This is a genomic window from Streptomyces sp. NPDC026672, assembly GCF_040638185.1.
GTDB lineage: Bacteria > Actinomycetota > Actinomycetes > Streptomycetales > Streptomycetaceae > Streptomyces.
The window spans coordinates 1-23,284 of sequence record NZ_JBEZXS010000029.1; the positions used below are offsets into that span (position 1 = coordinate 1).

Sequence of the window (23,284 nt, forward strand, 5' to 3'; positions counted from 1 at the left end):
CTCGTACTGGATGTACTTGGGCGTTCCGACAACGCAGCGAGTGTGCGTGCCAGGCGTCGCGGGCCAGGCGGGACTTTCGAAACACGCCCTAGGCCGCCCGCGCGGCCGACCGCCCCCGACCGACACCCCACCGATCCCCGAACCGCACTGCCGTCACCGCCGTTCACTGCCATTCACCGTCATGACGCATCTGGCGCGGAGGCTGGAGCACGCATGAGCACGACGACGTCACACACGCCCGAACCGGAGGGCGCCCCCACCGAGGGGCAGCCCCGCACCCCCCGGCTGATCCAGAACGAGTCCACCACCGAGATCCCCGTCCACCTCCTCTTCCGCGACGACCCCGACCCGGTGTCGGTCCCGCTGCGGCCCGCGGTCGTCGCCCGCCGCCGGGGTACCGGTGAACAGCCGCGGCTGCGCCGCCCGGTCCCGGCGCGGCCCCGGCCGATGCCGCGGGTCGACCCCGACCTGGTGGAGCGCCGGGCCCGGGTGCTGCCCGGCGCGGCCGGCCTGCTCGCCGGGGCGGCCGGGGCGGCCGGGGCGCTGGCCACCTCGTGGTGGGCGGGGGCGCTGCCGCCGCCCGCGGTGGAGGCGCTGGGCCTGCCCGTGACGGCGGGCGCCGGTCTCGGCCCGGCCCAGTGGGCGGCGTACGCCGGGGCGGGCGCGCTCGGGCTGTTCGGCTTCGGCGGGCTGGCCCGGGGCACGACCGGCCGGGCCTGGGTGCTCGGTCTGTTCGGGCGCTACCGGGGCACGGTCCGGCGCACCGGGCTGCTCTGGGTCAACCCGCTGCTGCTGCGCCGGCGGGTCGACGTACGGCTGCGGCACTGGCGCAGCGAGCCGATGCCGGCGGCCGACGGCAACGGGGTCGCGCTGCGGGTGGTGGTGCTCGTGGTGTGGCGGGTGCGGGACACGGCGCGGGCCGTGCTCGGGGTCGAGGACCACGAGACGTATCTGCGCGAGTGCGTCGAGGCGGCGCTCGCCCGGGTGCCGGTGGAGACGCCGGGCTCGGCGCGCGGCTCGGTGGACGCGGCGCAGGAGGCGTTGACCCGGCTGGTGGCGGCGGACGCGGGGACGGTGGGTCTTGAGGTGTTCTCGGTGCAGCCGGTTCGGGTGGAGTACGCGCCGGAGGTGGCCGCCGCGATGCACCGCCGCCGGATCGCCGCGCTGGACGCGCGGCAGCGGGCCAGCGTGCTCAGTTCGGTCGTGGACTCGGTGGAGGACACGGTGACCCGGCTGACGGTGCGCGGGCTGGTCGAACTCGACGACTACGAGCGCAAGATGCTGGTGCGGGACCTGACGGTGGCGTTCTGTTCCGGCCGTACGGAGACCGCGCCGTGATTGGTATGGACATGTTCAAGGAGCGGTAATATTCTCGACTTGGTCTAGACCTGCAAAGCTCAGTGAACTTCCCCCACGTTCTCCAGGAGCGGCAGCATGCGCACACAGACCAAGTTGTCCGCCGCCGTGGTGGGTCTCGCCACCGCGGGAGCCGTTGTGCTCTCGTCCGGCGGTGCCAGCGGTCACGGCTACACCGATCTCCCCATCAGCAGGCAGAAGCTGTGTCAGAACGGCGCGGTCGCCAACTGCGGTTCCATCCAGTGGGAGCCGCAGAGCGTCGAGGGCCCGAAGGGCTTCCCCGGCGGCGGTCCGGCCGACGGCCAGCTCTGCAACGGCGGACTCAGCCAGTTCGCCCAGCTCAGCGCGCCCAAGGCGCCGTCCGGTGCGGCGTGGCCCACGACAAAGGTGTCGGGTGGCCAGAACTACACCTTCCGGTGGCAGTTCACCGCGATGCACTCCACCACGGACTTCAAGTACTACGTCACCAAGCAGGGCTGGAACCAGAACCACAACCTGTCCCGCTCGGACCTCAACACGACGCCGTTCTTCACGGTGCCGTACAACGGTCAGCGCCCGCCGTCCACGCTCTCGCACAGCGGCACGCTGCCCACCGGCCTCAGCGGCCACCACGTCATCCTCGCGGTGTGGACGATCGCCGACACGAGCAACGCGTTCTACGCCTGCTCCGACGTCACGTTCTGATCCCGCCGGGGGAGCGCACGCCGTGTGCGCCGGTACGGCGGTGCCGGCGCACACGGTACGGACGACCGAAGGGCCCCTCGCCGAGGCGAGGGGCCCTTCTCCGGTGCGCCGCCAGGGACTCGAACCCCGGACCCGCTGATTAAGAGTCAGCTGCTCTAACCAACTGAGCTAGCGGCGCATGACTCCCGCCGACCGCTCGACCTGGGTCTCGCGGGAGGCGACGGGGAAAATACTACCCGGCCCGCGGGGGTGCTCCCGACCACGTCGGCCCCGCCCGGCCGGGTCCCGGATCGAGGGTCCTGGATGCCGGGTCTGTATGCCGGATCTGGACGCCGGGTCCTAGATCGCCAGGGACAGCAGGACCGGGGCCGCGTTCCGGTTCAGCGCGTCCGCGGCCTGTTTCAGCCGGTGCGCGTGCTCCAGCGGCAGCGACAGCGCCAGGCTGCCCACCGAGGAGCCCGCCGTGATCGGCACGGCCGCGCACACCGTCCCGATCGCGTACTCCTGGAGGTCCAGTACGGGCACCGTGGGCGGCTGGGACTCCAGCCGGGACAGCAGCAGCTTGTCGCTGGTGATGGTGCGCGAGGTCAGCCGGGCCATCTTGTGCCGGGACAGATGGTCGCGGCGGGCGTTGTGGTCGAGCTGGGTGAGCAGGCTCTTGCCGACCGCCGTCGCGTGCGCCGAGAAGCGGAAGTCGACCCACTCGTTGACCGCGGGCGTGGCCGGGCTGTCGGCGTACTGGGTGACCTTCACCTCACCGTCGACGTACCGGCTGAGATAGACGGCCGCGCCGACCGAGTCGCGCAGCCGGCCGAGGGTGCGCTGGAGGGTGGCGCTCAGGGCCGCCTCGCGGCCGTGCGCGGAGCCGAGCCGGCGCAGGGCGTCCCCCGTGACGTACGCGCCGTCGGTGACCTGCGCCACGTACCCCTCGCGGCGCAGCATGCGCAGCAGCGTGGTCAGCCGCTCGGGGCCGAGGCCGGTGCCGCGGGCCAGTTCGGTTTCGGTCACTCCGGTGGGGTGCTCCGCCACGGTCTCCAGGACGCGCAGGGCGTCCTGCGCGGAGTGGTACGGGGCGGTCGGCTCGTGCTTCAGCGCCACGGTGGTCCCCCTGCGCTCGCTCTTTGGGCCGTAATCCGGACAGCGGATCCCCTCCACGATAACGGCCACGGCGCGCGGGCGGAGGGCCTGTTGGCAAGATCGTGGCCCTGGGCGACCTCCGCCGTTCGCGCGTCCGTGGAGCACGGCGCCCGGGAACCCGGGCACGGCGCTCCGGATCAGAGCACGGCGCTCAGGAACTCCCGGGTCCGGTCCTGCTCGGGATCGCTGAAGATCTTCTCCGGCGAGCCCGCCTCGATGACGTGCCCCGAGTCGAACATCAGGACCTGGTCGGAGATGTCCCGGGCGAAGCCCATCTCGTGGGTCACGCAGAGCATCGTGATGTCGGTGCTGCGGGCGATGTCCCGCAGCAGGTCCAGGACGCCGGCGACCAGTTCCGGGTCGAGCGCCGAGGTGACCTCGTCCAGCAGCAGCACCTGCGGCCGCATGGCCAGCGCGCGGGCGATCGCCACCCGCTGCTGCTGGCCGCCGGAGAGCTGGGTGGGGCGGGCGTCGCACTTGTCGGCGAGCCCCACCAGTTCCAGCAGCTCCCTGGCCCGTGCCTCCGCCTCGTCCTTCGACAGGCCGAGCACGGTGACCGGGGCCTCGGTGATGTTCCTCAGCACGGTCATGTTCGGGAACAGGTTGAACTGCTGGAAGACCATCCCGATCTTCTTGCGGACCTCCCGCAGCTCCTTCTCGGTGGCCGGGAAGAGACGCTCGCCGTCGACGGTGATCGTGCCCGTGTCCGGCTTGGTCAGGGTCATCAGCAGTCGCAGGATCGTCGTCTTGCCGGAGCCGGACGGGCCGATCAGGGTGACGTGCCGGCCCGCCTGCACGGACAGGTCGAGGCCGTCGAGGACCGTCTGGTCCCCGAACCGCTTGGTCACGCCCTCCAGGCGGACCAGGTCGGAGGGCCGGGCATCGGTGGCAGCGGGTTTCGTGCGGGTCTCAACGGACAAGGCGACGCTCCAGGGTGCGCAGGAGGAGGGAGGCGAGGTAGGAGACGGCGATGAAGGCCACGCCGATCACCGTCACCGGCTCGGTGAACTGGAAGTGCTGCTGCGAGAAGAGCCGCGCCCGCCCCAGCATCTCCAGCACGGTGATGGTCATGAGGATGGGCGTGTCCTTGAGCATCGCGATGACGTAGTTGCCGAGCGGCGGCACGACCCGGCGGATCGCCTGCGGCAGGATCACCGCCGTCCAGGTGCGCCGCACCGGCAGGCTGAGCGCCGTCGCGGCCTCCCACTGACCTGGCGGGACGGCCTCGATGCCGGCCCGGTAGACCTGCATCGTGTACGTCGAGTAGTGCAGCCCGATCGCGAAGACGCCGGTGGTCAGCGCCGAGAACGCCAGGCCCCACTCGGGCAGCACGTAGAAGAGGAAGAACAGCTGTACCAGCAGCGGGGTGTCGCGCACGAACTCGGTCACCGCCGCCACCGGCCAGCGCACCCACCGGGTCGGCGTGCGCATCAGCAGTGTCCACACCATGCCCAGGCCGAACGAGATCAGCGAGCCGAGCACCAGCGTCTGGAGGGTGACGAGCAGGCCGTCCCAGAAGTGCGGCATGAACTCCCGTACGGCGTTCCAGTCCCAGGTCATGCGACACCTCCGCCCGCGGCGCCGACGCCGGTCGTGCGCGCGCGATCGATTTCACGCGCCGCGGCCTTCGTGCCGGGTGCCCTGCCGATGCCGGCCCGCAGCCGGTTCTCCAGCGCCCGCATCAACCGGGTGATCACGAAGGCGATCACGAAGTAGATGAGCAGGACGTACGTGTAGATCTCCGCGCTCTCCTGGAGCGCGAGGCGCACGAGGTTGCCGCTGAACGCCAGGTCGCCCATGCCCATGACCGACACCAGCGCGGTGCCCTTGAGCAGTTCGACCAGCAGGTTGCAGAACGACGGCATCATCTCCGGGATCGCCTGCGGCAGCAGGATCAGCCGCAGCCGTTGCCAGGGCGAGAAGCTCAGCGCGATGCCGCCCTCCCACTGCGCCGGGTCGACCGCGTTCAGGGCGCCGCGCACGATCTCCGAGCCGTACGCCCCGTAGGTCAGCCCGAGCGCCAGCGTGCCCGCCCACAGCGGCACCAGCTGCCAGCCGAAGGCCAGCGGCAGCACGAAGAACACCCAGAAGATCATCACCAGCGCCGAGGTGCCGCGGAACACCTCGGTGTAGAGGCCGGCGAGGAAGCGGACGACGCGCAGCCGGTGGGTGCGCGCGGTGCCGACGGCGAAGGCGACCGCGGTCGCCAGCAGGGCGCCGAGGACCAGCAGCTGGAGCGTGGTCCAGACGCCTTCGAGCACGAGTTTCCACAGTCCCGAGGTCATCCGCCGCACAGCTCCTTCGCGGTGAGGTCCGTCATCTCGGCCTCGGTGAAGCCGAACGGCCGCAGGACGTGGAAGAGTTCACCGCTCTTCTTCAGCTTGCGCAGCTCGACGTTGAAGGCGTCCCGCAGCCGCGTCTCCGTCGGCCGGAACGCGAACGCGCCCCCGTCCACGTGGGGCTTGCCGTCGACGAGCGGCGCGAACGCCTTGGTGGCCTCCGCCTTCGCCGACTTCTTGACCACCTCGCGGGTGGTCAGCGCCGTACCGGCGAACACGTCGGCCCGCCCGGCCTCCACGGCGTTCAGCCCGGCCACCTGGTCGGGGACGATCAGGATGTCGCTCTCCTTGCAGCCGGCGTCGACGGCGTACTGGATCTCCGCGTAGCCGGTGCCGGTGGCGAACTTCGCCTTCTTCTCGACGACGTCCTTGTAGTTGTGCAGGCCCTTCGGATTGCCCTTGCGCACGATGAAGGAGTCGAGCATCTGGTAGTCGGGGTCCGCGAAGACGACCTGTGCGCAGCGCTCGGGATTGACGTACATCCCGGCGGCCACGACGTCGAACTGCTGCGAGTTGAGGCCCGGGATCAGCGAGCCGAACTCGGTCGGGACGGGCTGCACCCTGTCGATGCCGAGCCGCTTGAAGACGACCTTCGCCAACTCCGGCGCCTCACCGGTGAGATGCCCGTCCTTGTCTATGTAGCCGAAGGGGATCTCGCCGGCTATGCCGAGCCGCACCACCCCCTGCGCCCGCAGCCGGTCGAGCAGGTCACCTCCGCCGCCCGCCGCGGCGGTGGCGACGCGCGAGCAGCCCGCGGCCCCCAGCGCGCCCAGCGCCGCGAGGCCCGTGAGCACCGTCCGGCGGGAGCGTCTCTCGTGCCGTGGGGTGTCTTCGCCGTACCCAAGTCGTGAAGCCATGGCGGCGCGGCTACCCGACTCCACACGACTTATGCGTTCCCGATTTCGGGGGAATCGGAAGAAAAGGAGCGGGAGTCGTGACCGTTTCGCGGGGAAAGGTGGGCGATCAGTGCCCGGGGACGTATCCGCGGCGCTTGTCGACCACGTTCACCAGGGACCGGCCGGCCGCCCAGCGCTCGAACAACTCCACGAACTGGGCCGACAGTTCGTCGTGGCGCCCCATAGCGGCGCCGGCCATGTGCGGGGAGACCAGCAGACCGGGCGCGCCCCACAACGGGCTGTCGGGCGGCAGCGGTTCGGCCGCGAACACGTCGAGGGCCGCGCCCGCGATCCACCGCTTCGCCAGCGCCTCGGCGAGCGCCTCCGCCACCACCAGCGCGCCCCGGCCCACGTTGACGAAGTGCGCCGAGGGCTGCATCACACCGAAGCGGTGCGTGTCGAACATGCCGTACGTCCGCTCCGTCAGCGGGGCCGCCGCGATCACCCAGTCCGCGCGGGACATCAGCCGGTCCAGGTCGCCCGGCCCGTGGATGCCGGTGCGCGGGACCCGGCCCACGACCGCCGGGACGACGCCCAGCGCCTTGAGGGTGCGGGCGACGGCCCGGCCGACGGGACCGGAGCCCACCACGCACGCCCGTGTGCCGGCCAGCGCCCGCGTCTCGCGGGGCAGCCAGCTCCGCTCGCGCTGGAGGGCGACCGTGCGCGGCAGGTCCTTGGCGATCGCCAGGACCAGCGCGGCGACGTACTCCGCGACCGGCTGCTCGAACACCCCGCGGGCGGTGGTCACCACCGTGTGTGAGGCCACGAGTTCGGGGCACATGACATGGTCCACGCCCGTGCTCGCCGTGTGCACCCAGCGCGGGCGGGGCCCCTCGCCGGGCCACGCCTCGCGCACCGCGTGCGAGGCCGTGTCCCACACGAGCAGGACGTCGGCGGACGGCAGCAGCGCCGCGAGCGTGTCACGGGCGGCGTGCACGACCCGGACCCGGCCGGTCAGCCGGTCCAGCCGGGGGAGGGGTTCGGCGTCGAGCACGAGGAGCGTGGGGACGGGCATCGGCGGGCCGTTCCTCCGGGCGGGCGGACCGTGCGGGGCCGGACCACGCTCGCACCCGCGCGGGGCGTCGTCAATCGGGCGTACGGCACCCGGCCGGGTGACGATGGGGGCGGCGGCGCGTCGGCCGGGTACCCCGACGGTGGAGCCCCGTCGGGCCGACAGCAGGAGGGCTGGACATGACCGCACTGGGATTTCTCTACCCGGGCCACGGCGCGGAGGACGACTACCCGCGCCTCGAACAGCTGCTGGGCAGCGACATCCGCCTCGACCTGGTCCACACCACGGGCGGCGACGGCCCGCCCGGCGTGGCGGCCCTGCGCGCGTCGGGCGCCCCCGAGCGGCTGGCCCACGGCGTGGACGAGCTGCGCCTGGCGGGTGCCGAGGCGGTGGTCTGGGCGTCCGCAGGCGGGAGCTTCGTGTACGGCTGGGAGGGCGCCCACGAGCAGGTCCGCGCCCTGGCGGTGGCGGCGGGCACGCCGGCGTCCTCGACGTCCTTCGCGTTCGTGCACGCCGTACGGGAGGTCGGCGCGCGCCGCGTCGCCGTGGCCGCGCCCTACGACGAGGAGACGGCCGCCCTGTTCGCGGAGTTCCTGCGGGCCGGGGGCGTCGAGGTCACCGGCGTGCGCGCGGGCGGGCCCGGCGCGGCCGGTCCTGACGGGGCGGGGCTGATCGACATGGCGCGCGCCGCCGACCGCCCCGACGCGGAGGCCGTGCTGATCCCGGACACCGGGCTGCGCACCGTGTCCCGGTTGCCCGCCCTGGAGGAGGCCCTGGCCAAGCCGGTCCTCACCGCCAACCAGGTGACGGCCTGGGAGGCCCTGCGCCTCACGGACCGCCGGATCAACGCCCCGGCCCTGGGCACCCTGTTCACCAGGGAGCCGATCGTCCAGGTCTGAACCGGAGGCACGCCGGTGGGGGGCGTCCCGAAGGGGCGCGGGGAACTGCGCGACCAGCCACGACGGCGCCGCGGAATGCGCACCGACGACGAGGCCTCTCCGGGAACGAATCGGCCGGGAATAAAACGGAGACAGCCTCCTGTTGTGCGCCGGAGGACATGGCACGGTCGACAACAGGAGGCACCACCGTGGCGGCAGAAGAGATCCGGGGGACGACGCGGGGCACGGCACCCGTTCCCCTCTCGGTACTGGACCTGGTGACCGTCGGCGCCGGCAGCACCGCGTCCGACGCGCTGCGCACCAGCGTCGAGCTGTCGCGCGTCACGGAGGCCCGGGGCTTCCACCGCTACTGGGTCGCCGAGCACCACTCCATGCCGGGTGTCGCCTCGTCCTCGCCCGCGGTGATCCTCGCCCACCTCGCCGCCCACACCGAGCGCATCCGGCTCGGCTCGGGCGGCGTCATGCTCCCCAACCACGCGCCCCTCGTCATCGCCGAACAGTTCGGCACCCTGGAGGCCATGGCACCGGGCCGCGTCGACCTCGGCCTCGGCCGCGCCCCCGGCACCGACGGCGCCACCGCCGCCGCGCTGCGCCGCACCGACACCCTCAACGAGGGCGCCGACGACTTCCCCCAGCAGCTCGCCGAGCTGACCCGCTTCCTGGACGACGACTTCCCGGACGGCCACCCCTACCGCCGTATCCACGCCATCCCCGGCCCGGTGCAGGGCTCCGCGCCCGGCGGCGTCCAGTCCTCGCACCGCCCGTCGGTCTGGCTGCTCGGCTCCTCCGGCTTCAGCGCCCGCCTCGCCGCCATGCTCGGCCTGCCCTTCGCCTTCGCGCACCACTTCTCCGCGCAGAACACCGTCCCGGCGCTCGACCTGTACCGCGAGTCCTTCCGGCCGTCGGAGATCCTCGACGAGCCGTACGCCCTCATCGGCGTCTCCGCGCTCGCCACGGACGACGAGCACGAGGCCCGCCGCCAGGTCAAGGCCGCCGCGCTCAACATGGTGAAGCTGCGCACCGGCCGTCCGGGCCTGTTCCCCCACCCGGACGACGCCGAGAAGTACACCTTCAGCCCGCTGGAGGAGGAGTTCGCGCGCTCCTGGACGGACAACATCGTCCACGGCACCGCCGACGAGGTCCGCGCGGGGCTCGACGCCCTCCAGAAGCGCACCGGCGCCGACGAGCTGATGATCACCACCCTCGCCCACCGCGGCGAACAGCGGGTGCGCTCCTACGAACTGATCGCGGACGCCTACGGGTTGCCCACCGCGTAGGACTGCGCGCCCAGCAGCTCGGAGATGCGGTCCGGCGGCACCGGACGGGAGTACAGCCACCCCTGGCCGGTGTCGCAGCCGATGTGCCGCAGCCGGGTCGCCTGGGCCGACGTCTCCACGCACTCCGCGGTGACGGTCAGGCCCAGGCGGTGCGCGAGCTGGATCATCGCCTCGACCACCACCTCGTCCGCCGGATTCGGCCGGTCGCCCGGGTCGTCGTACTGGAAGCCCCGCACGAACGATCCGTCCAGCTTGAGCACCGACACGGGCAGCCGGCTCAGATAGGCGAGGTTCGAGTAGCCGGTGCCGAAGTCGTCGATGGCGATGCGCACGCCCATGTCGCTGAGCGCCTGGAGCGCCTGGAGCGGGCGCCCCGCCGAGCCCATCACCGCGGACTCCGTCAGCTCCAGCTGGAGCAGTTGCGGCGCGAGGCCCGTCTCCGCCAGGGTCGAGGCCACGTCCGCGACCAGGTCGGAGTCCCACACCTGGCGCACGGCCACGTTGACGCTGACGAAGATCGGCGGCTCGCCGGGGTGCGCCAGCTGCCAGTCGCGGGCCTGGCGGCAGGCGGTCACCAGCGCCCAGCGGCCGAGCTGCACGATCGAGCCGTCCTCCTCGGCCAGCGCGATGAACCGATTCGGCGTCAGGGTGCCGAACTGGGGGTGGTGCCAGCGCACCAGCGCCTCCACCCCGTGCAGCCGACCGTCCTCCATGCCGACCAGCGGCTGGTACTCCAGGGCGAACTCACCCCGGTCGATGGCGGGCCGCAGCGTCGAGGACAGCGCCTGGCGGGTCATGCGGTGCGCGTTGCGCTCCGGGTCGAACAGCGTCCAGCGGGCCTTCCCGTCGGCCTTCGCCCAGTAGAGGGTGGTGTCGGCGGCCTGCATCAGACCGGTCGCCGTGGTGCCGGCCGCGTGCCGTTCGACCACGCCGATCGACGCCGACAGCGACAGCCGCCGGCCCGCGATGTCGAAGGGTTCCTGGAGGGCGGCGAGGGCGGACCCGGCGAGGTCGGCGAGCTGGTCCGTGCCCGTCGAGTCCTCCACGAGCAGCGCGAACTCGTCACCGCCGAGCCGGGCCACCAGGGGCGCCCCCATCCGCGCGAACCCGGCCTCGTCCGCGACCCTGGTCAGCCGTTCGGCCACGGCCGCGAGCAGCCGGTCGCCGACGCGGTGGCCGAGGGTGTCGTTGACCGCCTTGAAGCCGTCCAGGTCCAGGTAGCACAGGCCGATCCGGCCGGTGCCGTCCTGCTCGTACGACTCGGCCTCCAGGGCGGCCGTCAGACGCTCGAAGAACAGCGTGCGGTTGGGCAGCCGGGTCACCGGGTCGTGCATCTGCAGGTGCCGCAGGCGGGCCTGGAGTTCACGGCGGGCGCTGATGTCGGCGACCGAGAGCAGGACGCCCTCCGGCCGCCCGGCCAGCGGCGCGGCCGTGACCTGCGCCCACACCGAGCTGCCGTCGGGGCGCTTCAGCCGCCGGGTGCAGCGCAGCCGCTCCTGCCGGCCGCGCAGCACCTCGCGGTAGGCGTGCCAGGTGCGGGCGTCGGAGGCCAGGTCGAGGAGGTCGGCGGCGAGACGTCCGGCGAGGGACTGCGGCTCGGTGCCCAGCAGGGTGCCGAACGCCCCGTTGACGCTGACGACCTGCCCGCCGGCGTCGACGACGGCCATCGCCAGGGGTGCGGTCGCGAAGACCGAGTGGTAGGTGTGGATCAAGGACTCGGCACCAGGAGGCGCGTCGAGATCACTCTCTGTGACGGCGGACCGGTCGAGGTCTGCCGCGGGCGTCGGCCCTTCGGACGTTCCGCTCACCGCTCGCTCCCGCAGTGCACTCGATCTCTGTCCGTGCAGGAAAGTGTGCCGATCATAGAGGCTGACCCGAGGGCCTTCCAGCCACTCTCCAGTGTCCCGGATCGAGAGGCCGTTCTGACAGATCGTTTCTGCTCGCGTGTGGACGGGTTCGGCAAGCCCCCGACCAGTTGTGACGTTCCGTGAGTGATTCGGGGTGTCGGCTGTTCGCCCGTGCGACACGCCCTCACCCTTCCGGGGCAGACAAACAGGGCATATGACCATCAGGCATTACAAGCTGGGTGCGGTGTCCCGTGAACCGCTCCGGAGGTCGACTTGCCGCGTCCGCTCCCCCTCAGGGGGCTTTCCCGTGGAGCCCTCGCGCGGCTCACCAGGACCGACGCGCGCCCCCGGCTGCGGAGCACAGCCGCCGTGTTCACCACGATGTCGGCGCTCGCCGCGACCTCGATCCTCACCGGCCCCTCGGTCGCCGAGCCCTTCTCGACCGCGCCCTGCGCCCTGCAACGCACCGGCGCGCACCACTCCGAGGGCGTCGACACCTGGAACGCCGCCTATGTGCGACCGCGCCGTTCCCTCGACGCCGTGATGGTGTTCCTGTCCTTCCCGGACGCTGTCCCGCGCACCACGCCCGCCGAGCTGACGGCCGACCACTTCCCGGCCACCAGCCGCTTCTTCACCCAGGCGTCCTACGGCAGGTTCACGCTGCGCCCGCACGCGCTGGACCGCTGGATCCGCATGCCGCGGCCGTCGACCTCGTACGACATAAGGCGCGACTGGAGCGTGGAGCGGCGGGGCGCCTATCTGCGCGACGCGCTGGCCGCGGCCGACCGGGAGGTCGACTTCTCCCGCTACGACATCGTGTACCTCGTGGCCGATCCGGACGCGCCCGGCGTGGACTCGGACGCGACCAAGGTGGTGAACCTGGACACCCCGGTGCGCCTGGACGGCACGGACGTGCGCCGGGTGGTCACCGTCTTCGAGAAGCATCCGCCCGACCGGCTGGTTCTCGCGCACGAGACGGGGCACGTCTTCGACCTGCCGGACCTCTACCACCGCCCGGTCGACGGCAAGGGCGACTGGGACACCTACGTCGGCGACTGGGACCTGATGGGCAGCCAGTTCGGTCTTGCGCCGGACCTGTTCGCCTGGCACAAGTGGAAGCTGGGCTGGCTGGACCCGCGCCAGGTGGTGTGCGTACGGGGGGCCGGGCCGACCCGGCTGACCCTGGAGCCGCTGGCGGCGGGGGAGGAGACGCCGGTCGAGGGTGCGGCCGGGTCGCCGTCGTTCGGTCTGGGCGACGGCGTGAAGCTGGCGGTGGTGCGCACCGGACCCGACAGCGCGCTCGCCTTCGAGGCGCGGGGTCCGGCCGGGAACGACCGCGCGGAGTGCCGGCAGGGGGTGCTGGTGTACCGGGTGCACAGCGGCGCGGAGTCCGGCGGCGGCCCGATCGAGGTGGTGGACGCGCATCCGCGCACCGAGGCGTGCTGGGAGGGCTCGGTCTACCCGCCGCTGGCCGACGCCCCGGTCTCCCTGGGCGAGAGCTTCACGGTCCCCGGCGAGGGCGTACGCGTCGAAGCCCAGTCCCGCACCACCTCCGGCGCCTGGACCATCAAGATCACCCCCACCCTGGGCACCTGATCGATCCCGGCCAGGGCAAGTGTGGCGAAGCCCCCGCCACGCGCGGCGAAGCCGTGCAAAAACAACGATGGCGAGGCCGGTTCGCGCTTTCCGCGAACACGCCTCGCCATCGTCATCGTGCGCCGCCAGGGACTCGAACCCCGGACCCGCTGATTAAGAGTCAGCTGCTCTAACCAACTGAGCTAGCGGCGCCTGCTGACGTCGTAGACATTAGCACCCTGGTCGGGGGGAGGAAAAATCGATATCCGCACGGTCGAGCGGGCCGCCCGCACGGCCGCCCAGAGCAGGGCCTCGGGCCCCGGCAGCCAGGGGTGACGGGTGTCCGGGGCGACCAGCCAGCGGCTGCCGCCGCCGTCCGCGGGGGAGTCGTCGCAGGGGGCCGGGACGGTCACCGCGTCGCCGGTGCCGTGGCACAGGAGCGGCGGTACGGCGCCGGCGCGGCCGTCGCCCTCGCCGGAGCCCCACTCCTCCCAGCCCAGCAGGGACGGCAGGCGCTGGGCGGTGCCGGGGGCGGCGAACAGCAGCACACGACCGCGGAACACCGCGACCGGGCCGGAGCCGGGGCCCTCGTCCCACAGCCGGTCCAGCATGCGGCGGCCGAAGATCGCGGGGGTGTTGACCACGTCGAAGACGGTGCCGCAGGGGAGGACGACCGGGGCGTCGGGGCGCTCCTCCCAGAACGCGAGCGTGCTGCGCGGATACGTTCCTGCCGAGGCGAGCCAGGCGGCGCCGGCCGAGGTGACATCCCGTGTGCTGCTCATGGCACATACATCTACCGGCCGTGAGCGGGTGCTTCCCGAGAGTTGCGGAAACCGGGACAGGGGGCGCGGCCGGGGGGTATCTTGCCGCCCCTCTGGCATATGCCGCGCCGCCCGGGTGGGGACGGTCACACCGGGTCGACGGTCTCCCGGCCCTCGGCACCGGCGCCGCGCATCAGGTCACGGCCGTACTCCACCATCTTCCTCGCGTAGTCCTCGGTCCATTCCGCGCGCTCCGCGATGTCCGCCGCCGTGAGCCGGTCGAAGCGGCGCGGGTCGGCGAGCTGGGCGGCCGCCATCGCCTGGAACTCCACGGCACGGTCGGCTGCCGCGCGGAACGCCTGGGTCAGCTCCGTCGCCCGGGTGAGCAGGGCGCGGGGGTCGTCGATCGACTCCAGGTCGAAGAAGTGTTCGGGATCGGCGGCCGCCGCCGCGGGCTCGAAGAGCAGGGGCGCGGGGCGTAGCCGCGGTTCGTTCCGACGCGGCGTGGGCTCCGCCATGTCTTCTCCTCCTCGTACGGTTCGTCGTCCACCGCCGTCGGGTGGGCCGTCGTCCATTGTCCCGCGCCTCCGCAAGTCCCCCTTGTGAACCCCTTCAGCGGCCCGGACCAAGCCACGACAACCGCACCACCCCACGGCCTGTTCCCCACGCGGTCACGGTCACCAGGTCACACGGTGTTCGGTCAGGTTGGACCACGTGGTTGGCCTCCTGGCAATGGGAAGATGGGATCACCAAATATGCTCGGGGCACCTGTAACGGAAGGTGAGACTATGTCCAGTACACATCTCTTGCCCGGTATGCGAGTCCTTAAGGTGCGGCGTATCAGCCGTGATGCCGAGGACAGCTCCGCCCTGCTGCGCCAGGGGGAGGAACTGGACCGGGCGACCGTTGAAGCTCGGTTCACCGTGGCTGGGGAAGTCGAGGACATCTGTGTCTCCGGCGCCGTCAACCTGGACGACCGGCCGAAGCTCGGCCGTTGGATGAGGGATCCGCTCTGGCACGAGTGGGACGCGATCATGGTCACGTCGTTGGACCGGATCACTCGGGATCAGCACCACTGGGACAGGTTCGCGGAGCGCTGCCACAAGGGCGGCAAAGAGATCGTCTGTATCCATGACCCGAGCCTGGATATCCACACGCCCACGGGCCGGATGATCGCCTATATCAAGGCGACCCAGGCGCAGGAGTACCGAGAAGCCATCGTGAAGAAGCGTCGCAACCAGATGCAGTACTACCGGGACTCAAACCTGTGGGGCGGCGGCACGTGGCCCTTCGGCTATCGGCCCGTTGTCGTGGATCACCACGGGAAGCAGCGGTTCAAGCTCGTGATCGACCCGGTGACCGGCCCCCTCATCCGGGAGGCGTACGAACGGATCTCGGAGCAAGGATGGTCCATGGGGCAGCTCTGCACTGAATGGAACTCACGCCCCCGGCACGTCGCGGATTGCGCCGACCAGGGCAGCGAGACGCCGCAGTGCGACTGTCCGCGCGGGGTCCTGACCTCCCAGGACTACCAGCGGAGCATCAACGCCGAAGAGAAGAAGGTGGGCGTCAAGACGCACATCAAGGGGACGAAGTGGAGCACCTCCACCCTCGGCAAGATGCTGAAGAAGCCCACGCTCAAGGGCGTGGCCATGCACAAGGGTGAGCCGCTGCTCAGAGACGGGCTGCCCGTCCGTTGGGCTGATCCGATCTTGACGGACGAGGAGTTCGACAAGCTGCAGATCACCGTCGCCGACCTGGGCAAGTACAGGGCGGGGATCAAGTCGAACGCGTCCCCCATGACGGGAGTCCTGTACTGCCCGTGCGGCATGAAGATCTACGAGAACAGCTCCCTGGTGACCCTGCGGACAGGCGAGACCAAGAAGCACCGGTATTTCCGCTGCGCCTCTTGGTCCAACGGTGAGGCGTGCAGGTTCTCCGCGTCGTGGCCACAGGAAGAGATCTACCGGGCTGTAGAGGAGTCATTCCTCTCCAAGTTGGGAGACCAGTACATCACTGAGCGCTCGTACGTCCCCGGCAAGGACAACAGGGCTCAGATCAAGGAGCTGGAGGCCGCGATGGAGAACCTTTCTCAGGCCATCGCCCAAGCCTCCTCGGCTGCTGCCGTTACGGCGCTCACGACGACACTGGAGCGTTACGCCGCGAACCTGGCGACGCTTCAGGAAGAACCCTTTGTCCCAGGCCGCTGGGAGGAGACGAGCACGGGCCAGACCTACCGTGCGAAGTGGGGGCAGATGGCCGAATGGAAGGAGCGCGGCCCGTTCCTCCGCAAAGCCGGTTTCCGGATCTTCCTCGTAGGTAGCCCCAAGATCGGGCTGTCCATCGGCCTCATCACCCCGAAGGACCTGGAAGGGTGGGCGATTGGTGCTCTGCAAGGCAACTGGGCGTCGAGTGACGGCGAAGAGTACGAGCGGGGTGCCTATGCGGTTTTCTGCACCATTCTCGATGAGCTGATCAATAAACTGACTGACCTGGAGGAACTGAAGCAGGAGAATACAGGGATTACTTCGCCCCCGAGCTGTAGCCGTCTCGCATGATCCCGTCAGGACCCCGCGCTTGTGCCCGGCGTCCTCCCACGTTATTTAGGGAGTGCGTATGACTGACAGTCCGTGGCCGCGTCGCCTGGTTGCTGCGACTCGTGATGCGAAGACTGATTGGACCCGAGCCCCGTTCGATTATTCACCGGGAATCCGACGATCGCGGATGAGTTGGGCTACAACGCGAACGATGGAAGTAAAGAGGTCGGAACCGCTCGCAGACTTCAACCCCTTCCGTGCACTGCTCTAACCAACCGAACGAGCCCCGGCCGCAAAGGTCGGGGATTCTTTGTTATTTCGACTGTGCGACTGGGTAGACCAATTCAGCGTTCGCACAATTTGGGGAACAGGGCGCCACTCGCCAGGGACAGATACGAGGTACGTTCCAGGTAGAAGTCGTACGACACATCAGCACCCGAGTGCAGTTGTGCGGCAGCAGAATTCACCAGTCGATCCAGGCGCGTGGTGTCTCTCGGTCTCTCTCCTCGGCGGCAGGCGGGCGCGCATTTGGCCTACCCGATGAGACCGAGCCAGTGGCGGTACACCGAGGCGAAGGGCTCGACGCCATCACCATCGCGACGTGCCGCCTCCATCAACCACGCGCAGGTCTGTCGGGCCTTGACGCTGACGTTGTCGGGATAGCCGTAGCTGACTTGGTGTTCGGCGAACTCGTCCTCGTCCTTGAAATAGGCCTCGCCGCTACGAGGCCGCACGACATCGAGATCGAGGTCCACCATGCGCAGGACAGTCCCATCCGTGTTCCATTCCGGCACTGTGCACACGTCGCAGTACATCTCGGGCCCCGGGTCCACGCAGAATGTGGCCGTCCACCACTTACCACGCGGGACCAACATCACGTACGCAAACCGGTTTGTCCAGCCACCCGTGACCGAACTAACGGGGATACCCTGCGCCGTTCCCAACCACACGCCGTGCTCATCTTCGCCAAGCCGGGTCGCGGTCCACTGCGCACTCAGACCGCCGTCGTACTTCCGCACGTCGACCCGCACGGAGTTGCTCTCTACGACCACGCCAAGACGCTAACTCGACGGCGCCAACGAAGGAACCCCGCCTGACTCGTCACCCCAGGGCGAAAGCCTCAGCGGCCCGAAGAGCGGGCTCCCTATGCGTTGGAAACCGGCGTGACCGGAGGGGGCCGTGTGGCTCATGCACTCCACATCGACGGACGCCGAGTCGTCGGAAGGCGTTGCCTTCCACTTGCAGCGCAGGCATTCGGCCTCGAATATCACGTCTGTGTCCGGGTACTCCGTGATCCGGTGCATCACGTACTGCATGGCCGCTCTGATGCTCACAGCCCACCCCTACGGCTCCTCGTGTTGGCCTCAGGGGCTGTGTTGTTCAGTCCCTCCAGCAGCCTATGCGACGGGGCCTTGTAGTCGGGACGCTTCGAGCTCCCGCACTTGCACCGAGGCCAGAGTAAGGCCGAACTGCGGGGCCAGCTCGGCGCCCTCGGGGCCGGGATCGCCCTTCTGCACCATGAGCACGTCGCCGACGCCGAAGGCTTAGGAAGTGGCGAGTGTCGGGCTCTACGAACTTGCATGAACTTGCACGGCAATTGGCGTGGCCGGTAGCTCTATTGACGGTGTCTCCGCAGTTCAAAGAAGCTGATGCAAGCCCGGGGCCATCGTGCGGATTCCGGCCCGGATGATCCCGATGATCAGGGAGGCGTGTGGTGTCGTCGAGCGTGCCCAGCTTCGCTGAGCTGCTTGGCCAGTGCGAGCGGTTCGCCATTAACCTGGAACTGCGTGACTCCTACGCCCCGACGGGCCGGTTCGAGGCGTGGAAGCGGGGCGAGCGGATCGATTGGGAGGACCGCGCATCCTGGTGGCACTCCTACGACCAGTTGATCACGGACACCGTGGCCCAAGGCGTAGCGATCCGCCGGGCCGAGTGGTCTCCGAGCCTGTAGCGGATTACATCCGCTGGGAACACTAAGTGACCCGCGCCAACGTCACGGCGGGCGAGGAGGTGTGGTGGGTGCCACGGCGACGGGCTACGAGCATCGCCCTGCCGGGCAATGACTTCTGGCTCTTCGACAGCACTCTGCTTCGGGTGCATCACTTCTCAGGTGATGGAGTGGTGATGGAAGGCGAAATCATGGTGGACCCGGCAGCCGTGGAGCTGTGCTCTGCCGCCTTCGAAGCGGTCGGGGAGCGAGCGATCCCGCACCACCTGTACGAGATCTGACGAAAGTCAGCTCCATGCCCCACGCCCCTCCTCGCGCGTTCAGGAGGCCCGTGAAGAACTGGCTGGCCGTCTGCGTGAGATCCGGAAGGGCGCGGGGATCAGCGGGCGGAGCCGGCAGTCAGGTGCGGCTGGTCAGAGGCGAAGTCATCACGCATTGAGAACACCAAGACCCCTCCCTCCGACGCGGATGTCAAAGCCTGGTGCTGAGCCTGCGCTGCCGGTGAACAGGCCCCCGACCTGATCGCTGCCAACAGGTGGTCCGCAGATGCTCATGTGCAGTGGCGGCGACTCTAGCGAAGCGGTCTCCGTCGATTGCAGGAGTCCATCGGGGATCTGTACCAACAAACAAAGATTTTCAGGGTTTATGTCTCCGATGTGATCCCCGGATTCCTCCAGACACCGGGATGCGCCGCCGCTCTGCTGCCCTCCAGGGGGACGTCGGACGACGTGAGCGATGCCGTTGCGGCCCGTATGAGGCGTAACGAGGTGCTCAGCAACGGTGCACGCCGGTTCTCGTTCGTGCTGGAGGAGTCGGTGTTGCGGTACCGGCTGTGCAGCGCGGAGACCATAGCGGCACAGCTTGGTCACCTGCTCGGGGTTATGGATCTCCAGAACGTTGCCGTGGGGCTCATCCCGTTCTCAGCCCAACGAGCCGTGTGGCCCATGCCTACCTTCACAATCGCGGCTCAGGGACGCCAGGACACACGGTGCTCCAGCAGGTGAAGGTGTGTGGTGAACATTGCCTCCCAGCCGTCCGGAAATTTGACCACCGTGCCCAGTTGGACCGGTTCCGTCGACGGGTAGTCGTCCAGGAGGTCGGTCACGCCCGCGCGGCAGATCATGATGCAGGCGTGGCGGTGCCGGGAGGCGAGGACGCACAGGCGGCCCGTCTCCAGGTGGAACGCCGTGGCGTCCGGGCGCCCGGACAGCGGGTGGAGGACCACCGTCACGTCGTACTCCCGGCCCTGGAGACGGTTGGCGGTGTCCACCGTGACGTCCGCCACCCCCAGCTCCGCGAGCGCCGCCCGCACCGCCGCGGCCTGGTCCCGGTGCGCGGTCCCCACCGCGATCCGGTCGGCGGTCAGCGGCGCCGGGTCCGGCGAGCGCTCCGACACCGCCGCACCGCCCCGGTCGAGCAGCCGCCGCACCACCTCCGCCACCGCGCGCACCGCCTCCGGGTCCGTGCGCGGGGTGTGCCGGGCGGGCAGTTCGAGCAGCCCCCACCCCGACACCGCCGCCTCGTCGATCACCCGGTCCGGCCCGGAGCCGTCCGACGGCACCGCGAACGACAGCCGCCGGTCGCCGTGGTCCGTACCGCTGCGGAACGGCGTGTACGGATAGAACGCGTCCGACACCAGCGGCGCCGCCGACGCGGGCAGCCGCCAGGACACCGGCAGCCGGTGCTGCGGCAGCCCCGGATTGTGCGCGAGCAGCGTCGTCACGGCCGACGCCGACGGGTCGTACGACAACCCCGCCCACTGCTCGCTGCCCACGATCGCGAACGGGTCCAGCTGGCCGGGGTCGCCCACGAACAGCGCCCGCTCGAACAGCCCGGCCACGGCGAGCAGACTGTCCGAGCGCATCTGGTACGCCTCGTCGACGATCGCGTGCCGCCACGGCTCGTCCACCGTGACGTGCGCCCACTTCGCCGCCGTGGACAGCACCACCGGCAGCCCCGCGAGATCCGCGGCCTTCGCCGACCTGCGCACCTGGGGCAGCTCGTCCAGTGCCTTGTCGTACGCGTCGGCGTCGCTGCTGTGCAGCCGGCCCACCGGCAGCTCGGGGTTCTTCTCGGCGAGCCGCAGCACCAGGTCGTCGACCTGTGCGTTGGTCTGCGCGACCACCATCAACGGCCGCCCGGCGTCCGCGAGTTCGAGCGCCGCCCGCACCACGAGCGTGGACTTGCCGGCCCCCGGAGGCGAGTCCACGACCACACCCCGCTCCGTGCCGCGCAGCGTGTCGCGCAGGATGGCGTCGGTGGCCCGCGCGGCCGCCGTACCGGGGTCGAAGGCCAGGGCCGTCACAGCACGTCCTCCTCGGTCGGGGCGTCGGCGGTCTCCGCGGCAGGCTCGCCCGGCGGCCCGCCGTGGGTCCACGGGGTCTCCTCCGGGTCGGGCAGCTTCGCCCCGCCGCGCTGCTCGTGCTCGAACAGCGTGAAGCAGAGCCGGTCGCCCTTCTCCGGCACGGACCCGGCCTCGGGCTCCTTGCCGCGGCCCATCTTGTCCAGGACGCGCAGCACGACCAGCCCCTCGTCCTCCTGCCCCACGACCTGCGCCGACTGCGGTCTGCCACCCAGCGAGCGGTACACCTTCACGCCCTCCGCGAGATGCGGCCGGTCGTCCGTGCGCACGGTCACCAGCGGGCGCGGGCTCGGCCGCTTCCCCTCGCCGTACGCCATCTCCACGTCCACGACCTCGCCCGCGAACGCCTCCCCGGCCAGCCGCCGCCCGGCCATCACCAGCGGGTCGTCCAGCGCCTCCTGCGCCTCCAGACGGCCCTGTTCGCGCTCGCGCACGGCCAGTTTGTTGGCGGCGGTGACCGCGTCGTCGCGGCGCGGCTGCGGGGGCTCGCCGGCGATCACCCGGTCGCGGTGGCCGGTGAAGGACCAGCGGTCACGGGTCCAGCGCTCCGCCACGTGCGCCCCGGGCGGAAGGGCGCGCAGCAGGTCGAGCCCGCGCCACACCGCGTCCCAGGTCGGGCGCGTACGGCTCTCGACCAGGTCGCGGATCTCCTGCTCGGCCGCGGTGAGGGCCGCGAACCGGGCGTCGGCCTGTAGTCCGTCCTCGGCCGCGGCCAAGGCCGTGCGCGCCCGGTCGTAGCGCTCCATGGCCGGGGCCAGCAGCTTGTTGTCGAAGGCCGGGTCGGTGGCAGGACCCGCGGGCGGCCACAGCAGCTGGCCCCGCGCGTCCCGCGCCAGCTCCGCCCGCAGCGCGGCCTCCGCGCCGTTCCCGTCCTCCGGCGGGTCGATCCAGGCGAGCAGCGCGCCGAGGTGCTGGTCCTCCAGGCCGGACTGCCCGGTCGCCCAGTGCCGCGACAGCAGCTCCGTCAGGGCCGGCAGCAGCGACGAGCCGGGCACCCGGGCCCGCTCCCCGAAGTGCGTCAGCCAGCGGCCCAGCAGCGGCACCCGGGGCGGCGCCGGGTAGGGCGTCTCGGGGTCCTGCTCGGCGGTGCGCCGGAACCGCATGGACCGGCCGAGCAGCCTGACGAAGTCGACGCCCGCGCGGCTCGGCACGATCAGCTGGGGCGCGTCCGCGCACAGGTCGACCTCGACCTTGACCCGCTTGCCGGTCTCCGGGTCGGTCTCGGTGCGCTCGGCGGCCTCCACGGCGTCCGCGTGCGCGTCGACGTACGGCAGGATCACGTCGGCCAGTTCGGCGAGGAACGCGAAGCGCAGGTCGCGGTCGCGGGGCTGCGGCACGACCAGCAGCCGCGGCGCGTCCCGGTCGGTGCCGACGAGCGCGCCGAGCGGGGCGCCGGCCTCACCCGCGGTGGTGAGCGGCACGAACACCAGGGGGCGGTCGGACAGATGGCGGTGCCGCACGGTGGCGGTGGGACGGGCGCGGCCGGTGCTGACGGCCTCCAGCCGGGCCAGGGTGTCGATCAGCGACAAGGCGCCACCTCCGGGGCGCCCGCGCGGGTGTCCGCGTCGGCGGTGTCCATGAGCCCGGTCAGCGCCTCGGCGCGCAGCTCGGCGGCCCGGCGCAGGGCGGCCACGGCCGGGTCGTCCGGGTCGCCGCTCTCGCCGCGCGCCGCCGCCAGCACGTCGTCGACCGTGGTCAGCCCGCCCAGGTCGGCGCGGACCGAGCGGCCCAGGGCGGTCACCGCGCCGGCCGCGCGGGAGCGGGCGCGGCAGTGGAAGGCGAGTTCGCAGGCGGCCAGGCACTCGGGCGTGTACGTCGCCGGGACCGACGCGACGGAGGCCGTCAGCTCCTCGGCCGGCCGCTCCGGATCGAAGCAGGTGCCCTCCGGCAGAGCGTCGGCGATGTCCTGCACGCGGGTGAGCCGGGTCAGCTGGCGCGCGGTGACCGCGCGCTGCTTGCGCACGTCGACCGCCGAGGCCGTGGCCAGGTTGGAGAAGTCCTTCGGGCACACCAGCAGCACCCGGTGGCGCACCCGCGCGGGGGGTCCGCCGGCCTCGGTGAGACGGGCCGCGACCTCCTCGAGGGCCAGCACGTACACCGCGGCCTGTCGGGCCGCCGCGCCGACCTTCGCCGGGTCGGCCGCGCCGTCCAGCATCGGGAAGGACTTGATCTCCACGACCGTCCAGCTGCCGTCCGGGTGCACGACCACCGCGTCCGGTTCCAGGAACGCGGGGGAGCCGGCCACGTCCAGGGCGAGCATCGGATGGTCCAGCAGCGTCCAGGTGCCGGGCGCCCCGGTGGCCTCGCGCAGCGCCAGCGCCGTACGGGCCGTGCGCCCCTCGGGGCCGGTCGCGGTCAGGTCGGGGACGGCCGCGTCCCGCGGCGGCTCGGCGGCCGGGTCCAGCCGGGAGTGCACCAGCCGCAGCAGCTCCGCGCCGCCGTCGGCCTTCACCCGCGTCTCGAAGGCGTTGCCCCGGGTGAGCGCGAACTGCGACTGCCCGAAGGCGGAGGGCGAGCCGAGCGCGCTCGCCAGCGCCGTCTTGTCCACCCCTGCGCCGTCCAGGATCGCGCGCCTGCGGCACCCCGGGTTCGCGGCGAGCGCCGCGAGGGCGCGCGCGTCCAGTGCCTTGGCCGGTACGTCGGGGCCGCGCAGC

At 71.2% G+C, this 23,284-nt stretch carries 19 protein-coding genes, 2 tRNA genes and 3 pseudogenes; 8 read left to right on the forward strand and 16 right to left on the reverse strand.

Annotated elements, in window-relative coordinates:
- Window positions 1-213 precede the first annotated feature (213 nt).
- Both AB0F77_RS29000 and AB0F77_RS29005 read left to right on the forward strand, forming a co-directional pair.
- Window positions 214-1,338: an SPFH domain-containing protein gene (locus AB0F77_RS29000; RefSeq protein WP_361954627.1), complete on the forward strand. Its 1,125-nt coding sequence runs from the start codon at window positions 214-216 to the stop codon at window positions 1,336-1,338.
- A 96-nt stretch (window positions 1,339-1,434) separates the two neighbouring features.
- Window positions 1,435-2,040, forward strand: coding sequence for a lytic polysaccharide monooxygenase (locus tag AB0F77_RS29005; RefSeq protein ID WP_361954628.1), 606 nt, complete (start codon window positions 1,435-1,437; stop codon window positions 2,038-2,040).
- A 104-nt stretch (window positions 2,041-2,144) separates the two neighbouring features.
- On the opposite strand, the gene AB0F77_RS29010 is transcribed toward AB0F77_RS29005, so the two are convergent.
- From AB0F77_RS29010 to AB0F77_RS29040, 7 genes are all read right to left on the reverse strand, one after another.
- A tRNA-Lys gene (locus AB0F77_RS29010) sits at window positions 2,145-2,218 on the reverse strand.
- A gap of 161 nt (window positions 2,219-2,379) precedes the next feature.
- On the reverse strand, window positions 2,380-3,138 hold the full coding sequence (locus AB0F77_RS29015; RefSeq protein WP_361954629.1) for an IclR family transcriptional regulator C-terminal domain-containing protein: 759 nt from the start codon (window positions 3,136-3,138) through the stop codon (window positions 2,380-2,382).
- 176 nt (window positions 3,139-3,314) lie between these two features.
- Window positions 3,315-4,097 carry an ectoine/hydroxyectoine ABC transporter ATP-binding protein EhuA gene (gene ehuA / locus AB0F77_RS29020; protein ID WP_361954630.1) on the reverse strand — a complete coding sequence of 261 codons (783 nt, stop codon included), beginning with the start codon at window positions 4,095-4,097 and terminating at the stop codon, window positions 3,315-3,317.
- Window positions 4,087-4,737 carry an ectoine/hydroxyectoine ABC transporter permease subunit EhuD gene (ehuD, locus tag AB0F77_RS29025; protein ID WP_361954631.1) on the reverse strand — a complete coding sequence of 217 codons (651 nt, stop codon included), beginning with the start codon at window positions 4,735-4,737 and terminating at the stop codon, window positions 4,087-4,089. Before ehuD ends, ehuA begins: the two co-directional genes overlap by 11 nt.
- Window positions 4,734-5,462 (reverse strand): ectoine/hydroxyectoine ABC transporter permease subunit EhuC, encoded by a 729-nt coding sequence (ehuC, locus tag AB0F77_RS29030; RefSeq protein WP_361954632.1) that lies wholly within the window; start codon window positions 5,460-5,462, stop codon window positions 4,734-4,736. Before ehuC ends, ehuD begins: the two co-directional genes overlap by 4 nt.
- Window positions 5,459-6,373, reverse strand: a complete 915-nt coding sequence (gene ehuB, locus AB0F77_RS29035; protein WP_361954633.1) for an ectoine/hydroxyectoine ABC transporter substrate-binding protein EhuB — start codon at window positions 6,371-6,373, stop codon at window positions 5,459-5,461. Before ehuB ends, ehuC begins: the two co-directional genes overlap by 4 nt.
- Window positions 6,374-6,479: 106 nt before the next feature.
- On the reverse strand, window positions 6,480-7,427 hold the full coding sequence (locus AB0F77_RS29040; RefSeq protein ID WP_361954634.1) for a D-2-hydroxyacid dehydrogenase: 948 nt from the start codon (window positions 7,425-7,427) through the stop codon (window positions 6,480-6,482).
- Window positions 7,428-7,603: 176 nt separating this feature from the next.
- Here AB0F77_RS29040 and AB0F77_RS29045 point away from each other — a divergent pair, with 176 nt between their 5' ends.
- The gene (locus tag AB0F77_RS29045) at window positions 7,604-8,323 is read left to right on the forward strand and encodes a decarboxylase (RefSeq protein ID WP_361954635.1); all 720 of its coding nucleotides are present in this window, start codon (window positions 7,604-7,606) and stop codon (window positions 8,321-8,323) included.
- A 158-nt stretch (window positions 8,324-8,481) separates the two neighbouring features.
- Window positions 8,482-9,600: an LLM class flavin-dependent oxidoreductase gene (locus AB0F77_RS29050; protein ID WP_361954636.1), complete on the forward strand. Its 1,119-nt coding sequence runs from the start codon at window positions 8,482-8,484 to the stop codon at window positions 9,598-9,600.
- Here AB0F77_RS29050 and AB0F77_RS29055 read toward each other — a convergent pair.
- Complete coding sequence (locus AB0F77_RS29055) at window positions 9,579-11,408, reverse strand: bifunctional diguanylate cyclase/phosphodiesterase (protein ID WP_361954637.1); 1,830 nt, start codon at window positions 11,406-11,408, stop codon at window positions 9,579-9,581. The genes AB0F77_RS29050 and AB0F77_RS29055 overlap by 22 nt on opposite strands.
- Before the next feature lie 312 nt (window positions 11,409-11,720).
- Here AB0F77_RS29055 and AB0F77_RS29060 point away from each other — a divergent pair, with 312 nt between their 5' ends.
- The gene (locus AB0F77_RS29060) at window positions 11,721-13,043 is read left to right on the forward strand and encodes a M6 family metalloprotease domain-containing protein (RefSeq protein ID WP_361954638.1); all 1,323 of its coding nucleotides are present in this window, start codon (window positions 11,721-11,723) and stop codon (window positions 13,041-13,043) included.
- Window positions 13,044-13,161: 118 nt separating this feature from the next.
- On the opposite strand, the gene AB0F77_RS29065 is transcribed toward AB0F77_RS29060, so the two are convergent.
- The 3 genes from AB0F77_RS29065 to AB0F77_RS29075 form a co-directional block, all read right to left on the reverse strand.
- Window positions 13,162-13,235, reverse strand: a tRNA-Lys gene (locus AB0F77_RS29065).
- Window positions 13,226-13,804 carry a bifunctional DNA primase/polymerase gene (locus AB0F77_RS29070; protein ID WP_361954639.1) on the reverse strand — a complete coding sequence of 193 codons (579 nt, stop codon included), beginning with the start codon at window positions 13,802-13,804 and terminating at the stop codon, window positions 13,226-13,228. The genes AB0F77_RS29065 and AB0F77_RS29070 overlap by 10 nt, the downstream gene beginning before the upstream one ends.
- 125 nt (window positions 13,805-13,929) lie before the next feature.
- Window positions 13,930-14,301, reverse strand: coding sequence for a hypothetical protein (locus AB0F77_RS29075; protein ID WP_361954640.1), 372 nt, complete (start codon window positions 14,299-14,301; stop codon window positions 13,930-13,932).
- Window positions 14,302-14,613: 312 nt separating this feature from the next.
- Between AB0F77_RS29075 and AB0F77_RS29080 the strand changes: the two genes are divergently transcribed.
- The gene (locus tag AB0F77_RS29080) at window positions 14,614-16,341 is read left to right on the forward strand and encodes a recombinase family protein (RefSeq protein ID WP_361954641.1); all 1,728 of its coding nucleotides are present in this window, start codon (window positions 14,614-14,616) and stop codon (window positions 16,339-16,341) included.
- A 292-nt stretch (window positions 16,342-16,633) separates the two neighbouring features.
- Here AB0F77_RS29080 and AB0F77_RS29085 read toward each other — a convergent pair.
- Together AB0F77_RS29085 and AB0F77_RS29090 are read right to left on the reverse strand one after the other, a co-directional pair.
- A pseudogene (locus tag AB0F77_RS29085) lies at window positions 16,634-16,814 on the reverse strand (hypothetical protein); the annotation flags it as partial.
- A gap of 39 nt (window positions 16,815-16,853) precedes the next feature.
- The gene (locus AB0F77_RS29090; RefSeq protein WP_361954642.1) at window positions 16,854-17,372 is read right to left on the reverse strand and encodes a DUF402 domain-containing protein; all 519 of its coding nucleotides are present in this window, start codon (window positions 17,370-17,372) and stop codon (window positions 16,854-16,856) included.
- A 662-nt stretch (window positions 17,373-18,034) separates the two neighbouring features.
- Between AB0F77_RS29090 and AB0F77_RS29095 the strand changes: the two are divergent.
- Both AB0F77_RS29095 and AB0F77_RS29100 read left to right on the forward strand, forming a co-directional pair.
- Window positions 18,035-18,549: pseudogene (locus tag AB0F77_RS29095) on the forward strand (DUF6879 family protein).
- A 70-nt stretch (window positions 18,550-18,619) separates the two neighbouring features.
- Window positions 18,620-19,230, forward strand: a pseudogene (locus tag AB0F77_RS29100) (helix-turn-helix transcriptional regulator); the annotation flags it as partial.
- Window positions 19,231-19,235: 5 nt separating this feature from the next.
- Here AB0F77_RS29100 and AB0F77_RS29105 read toward each other — a convergent pair.
- From AB0F77_RS29105 to AB0F77_RS29115, 3 genes are read right to left on the reverse strand one after another with little or no spacing between them, the layout of a single operon-like run.
- Window positions 19,236-20,573 carry an AAA domain-containing protein gene (locus AB0F77_RS29105; RefSeq protein WP_361954643.1) on the reverse strand — a complete coding sequence of 446 codons (1,338 nt, stop codon included), beginning with the start codon at window positions 20,571-20,573 and terminating at the stop codon, window positions 19,236-19,238.
- A complete protein-coding gene (locus AB0F77_RS29110) occupies window positions 20,570-22,159 on the reverse strand; it encodes a hypothetical protein (RefSeq protein ID WP_361954644.1) in 1,590 nt (529 codons plus the stop codon). Before AB0F77_RS29110 ends, AB0F77_RS29105 begins: the two co-directional genes overlap by 4 nt.
- Entirely contained in the window at window positions 22,150-23,283 is a 1,134-nt protein-coding gene (locus AB0F77_RS29115) for a hypothetical protein (RefSeq protein ID WP_361954717.1), read from the reverse strand. Before AB0F77_RS29115 ends, AB0F77_RS29110 begins: the two co-directional genes overlap by 10 nt.
- Window position 23,284 lies beyond the last annotated feature (1 nt).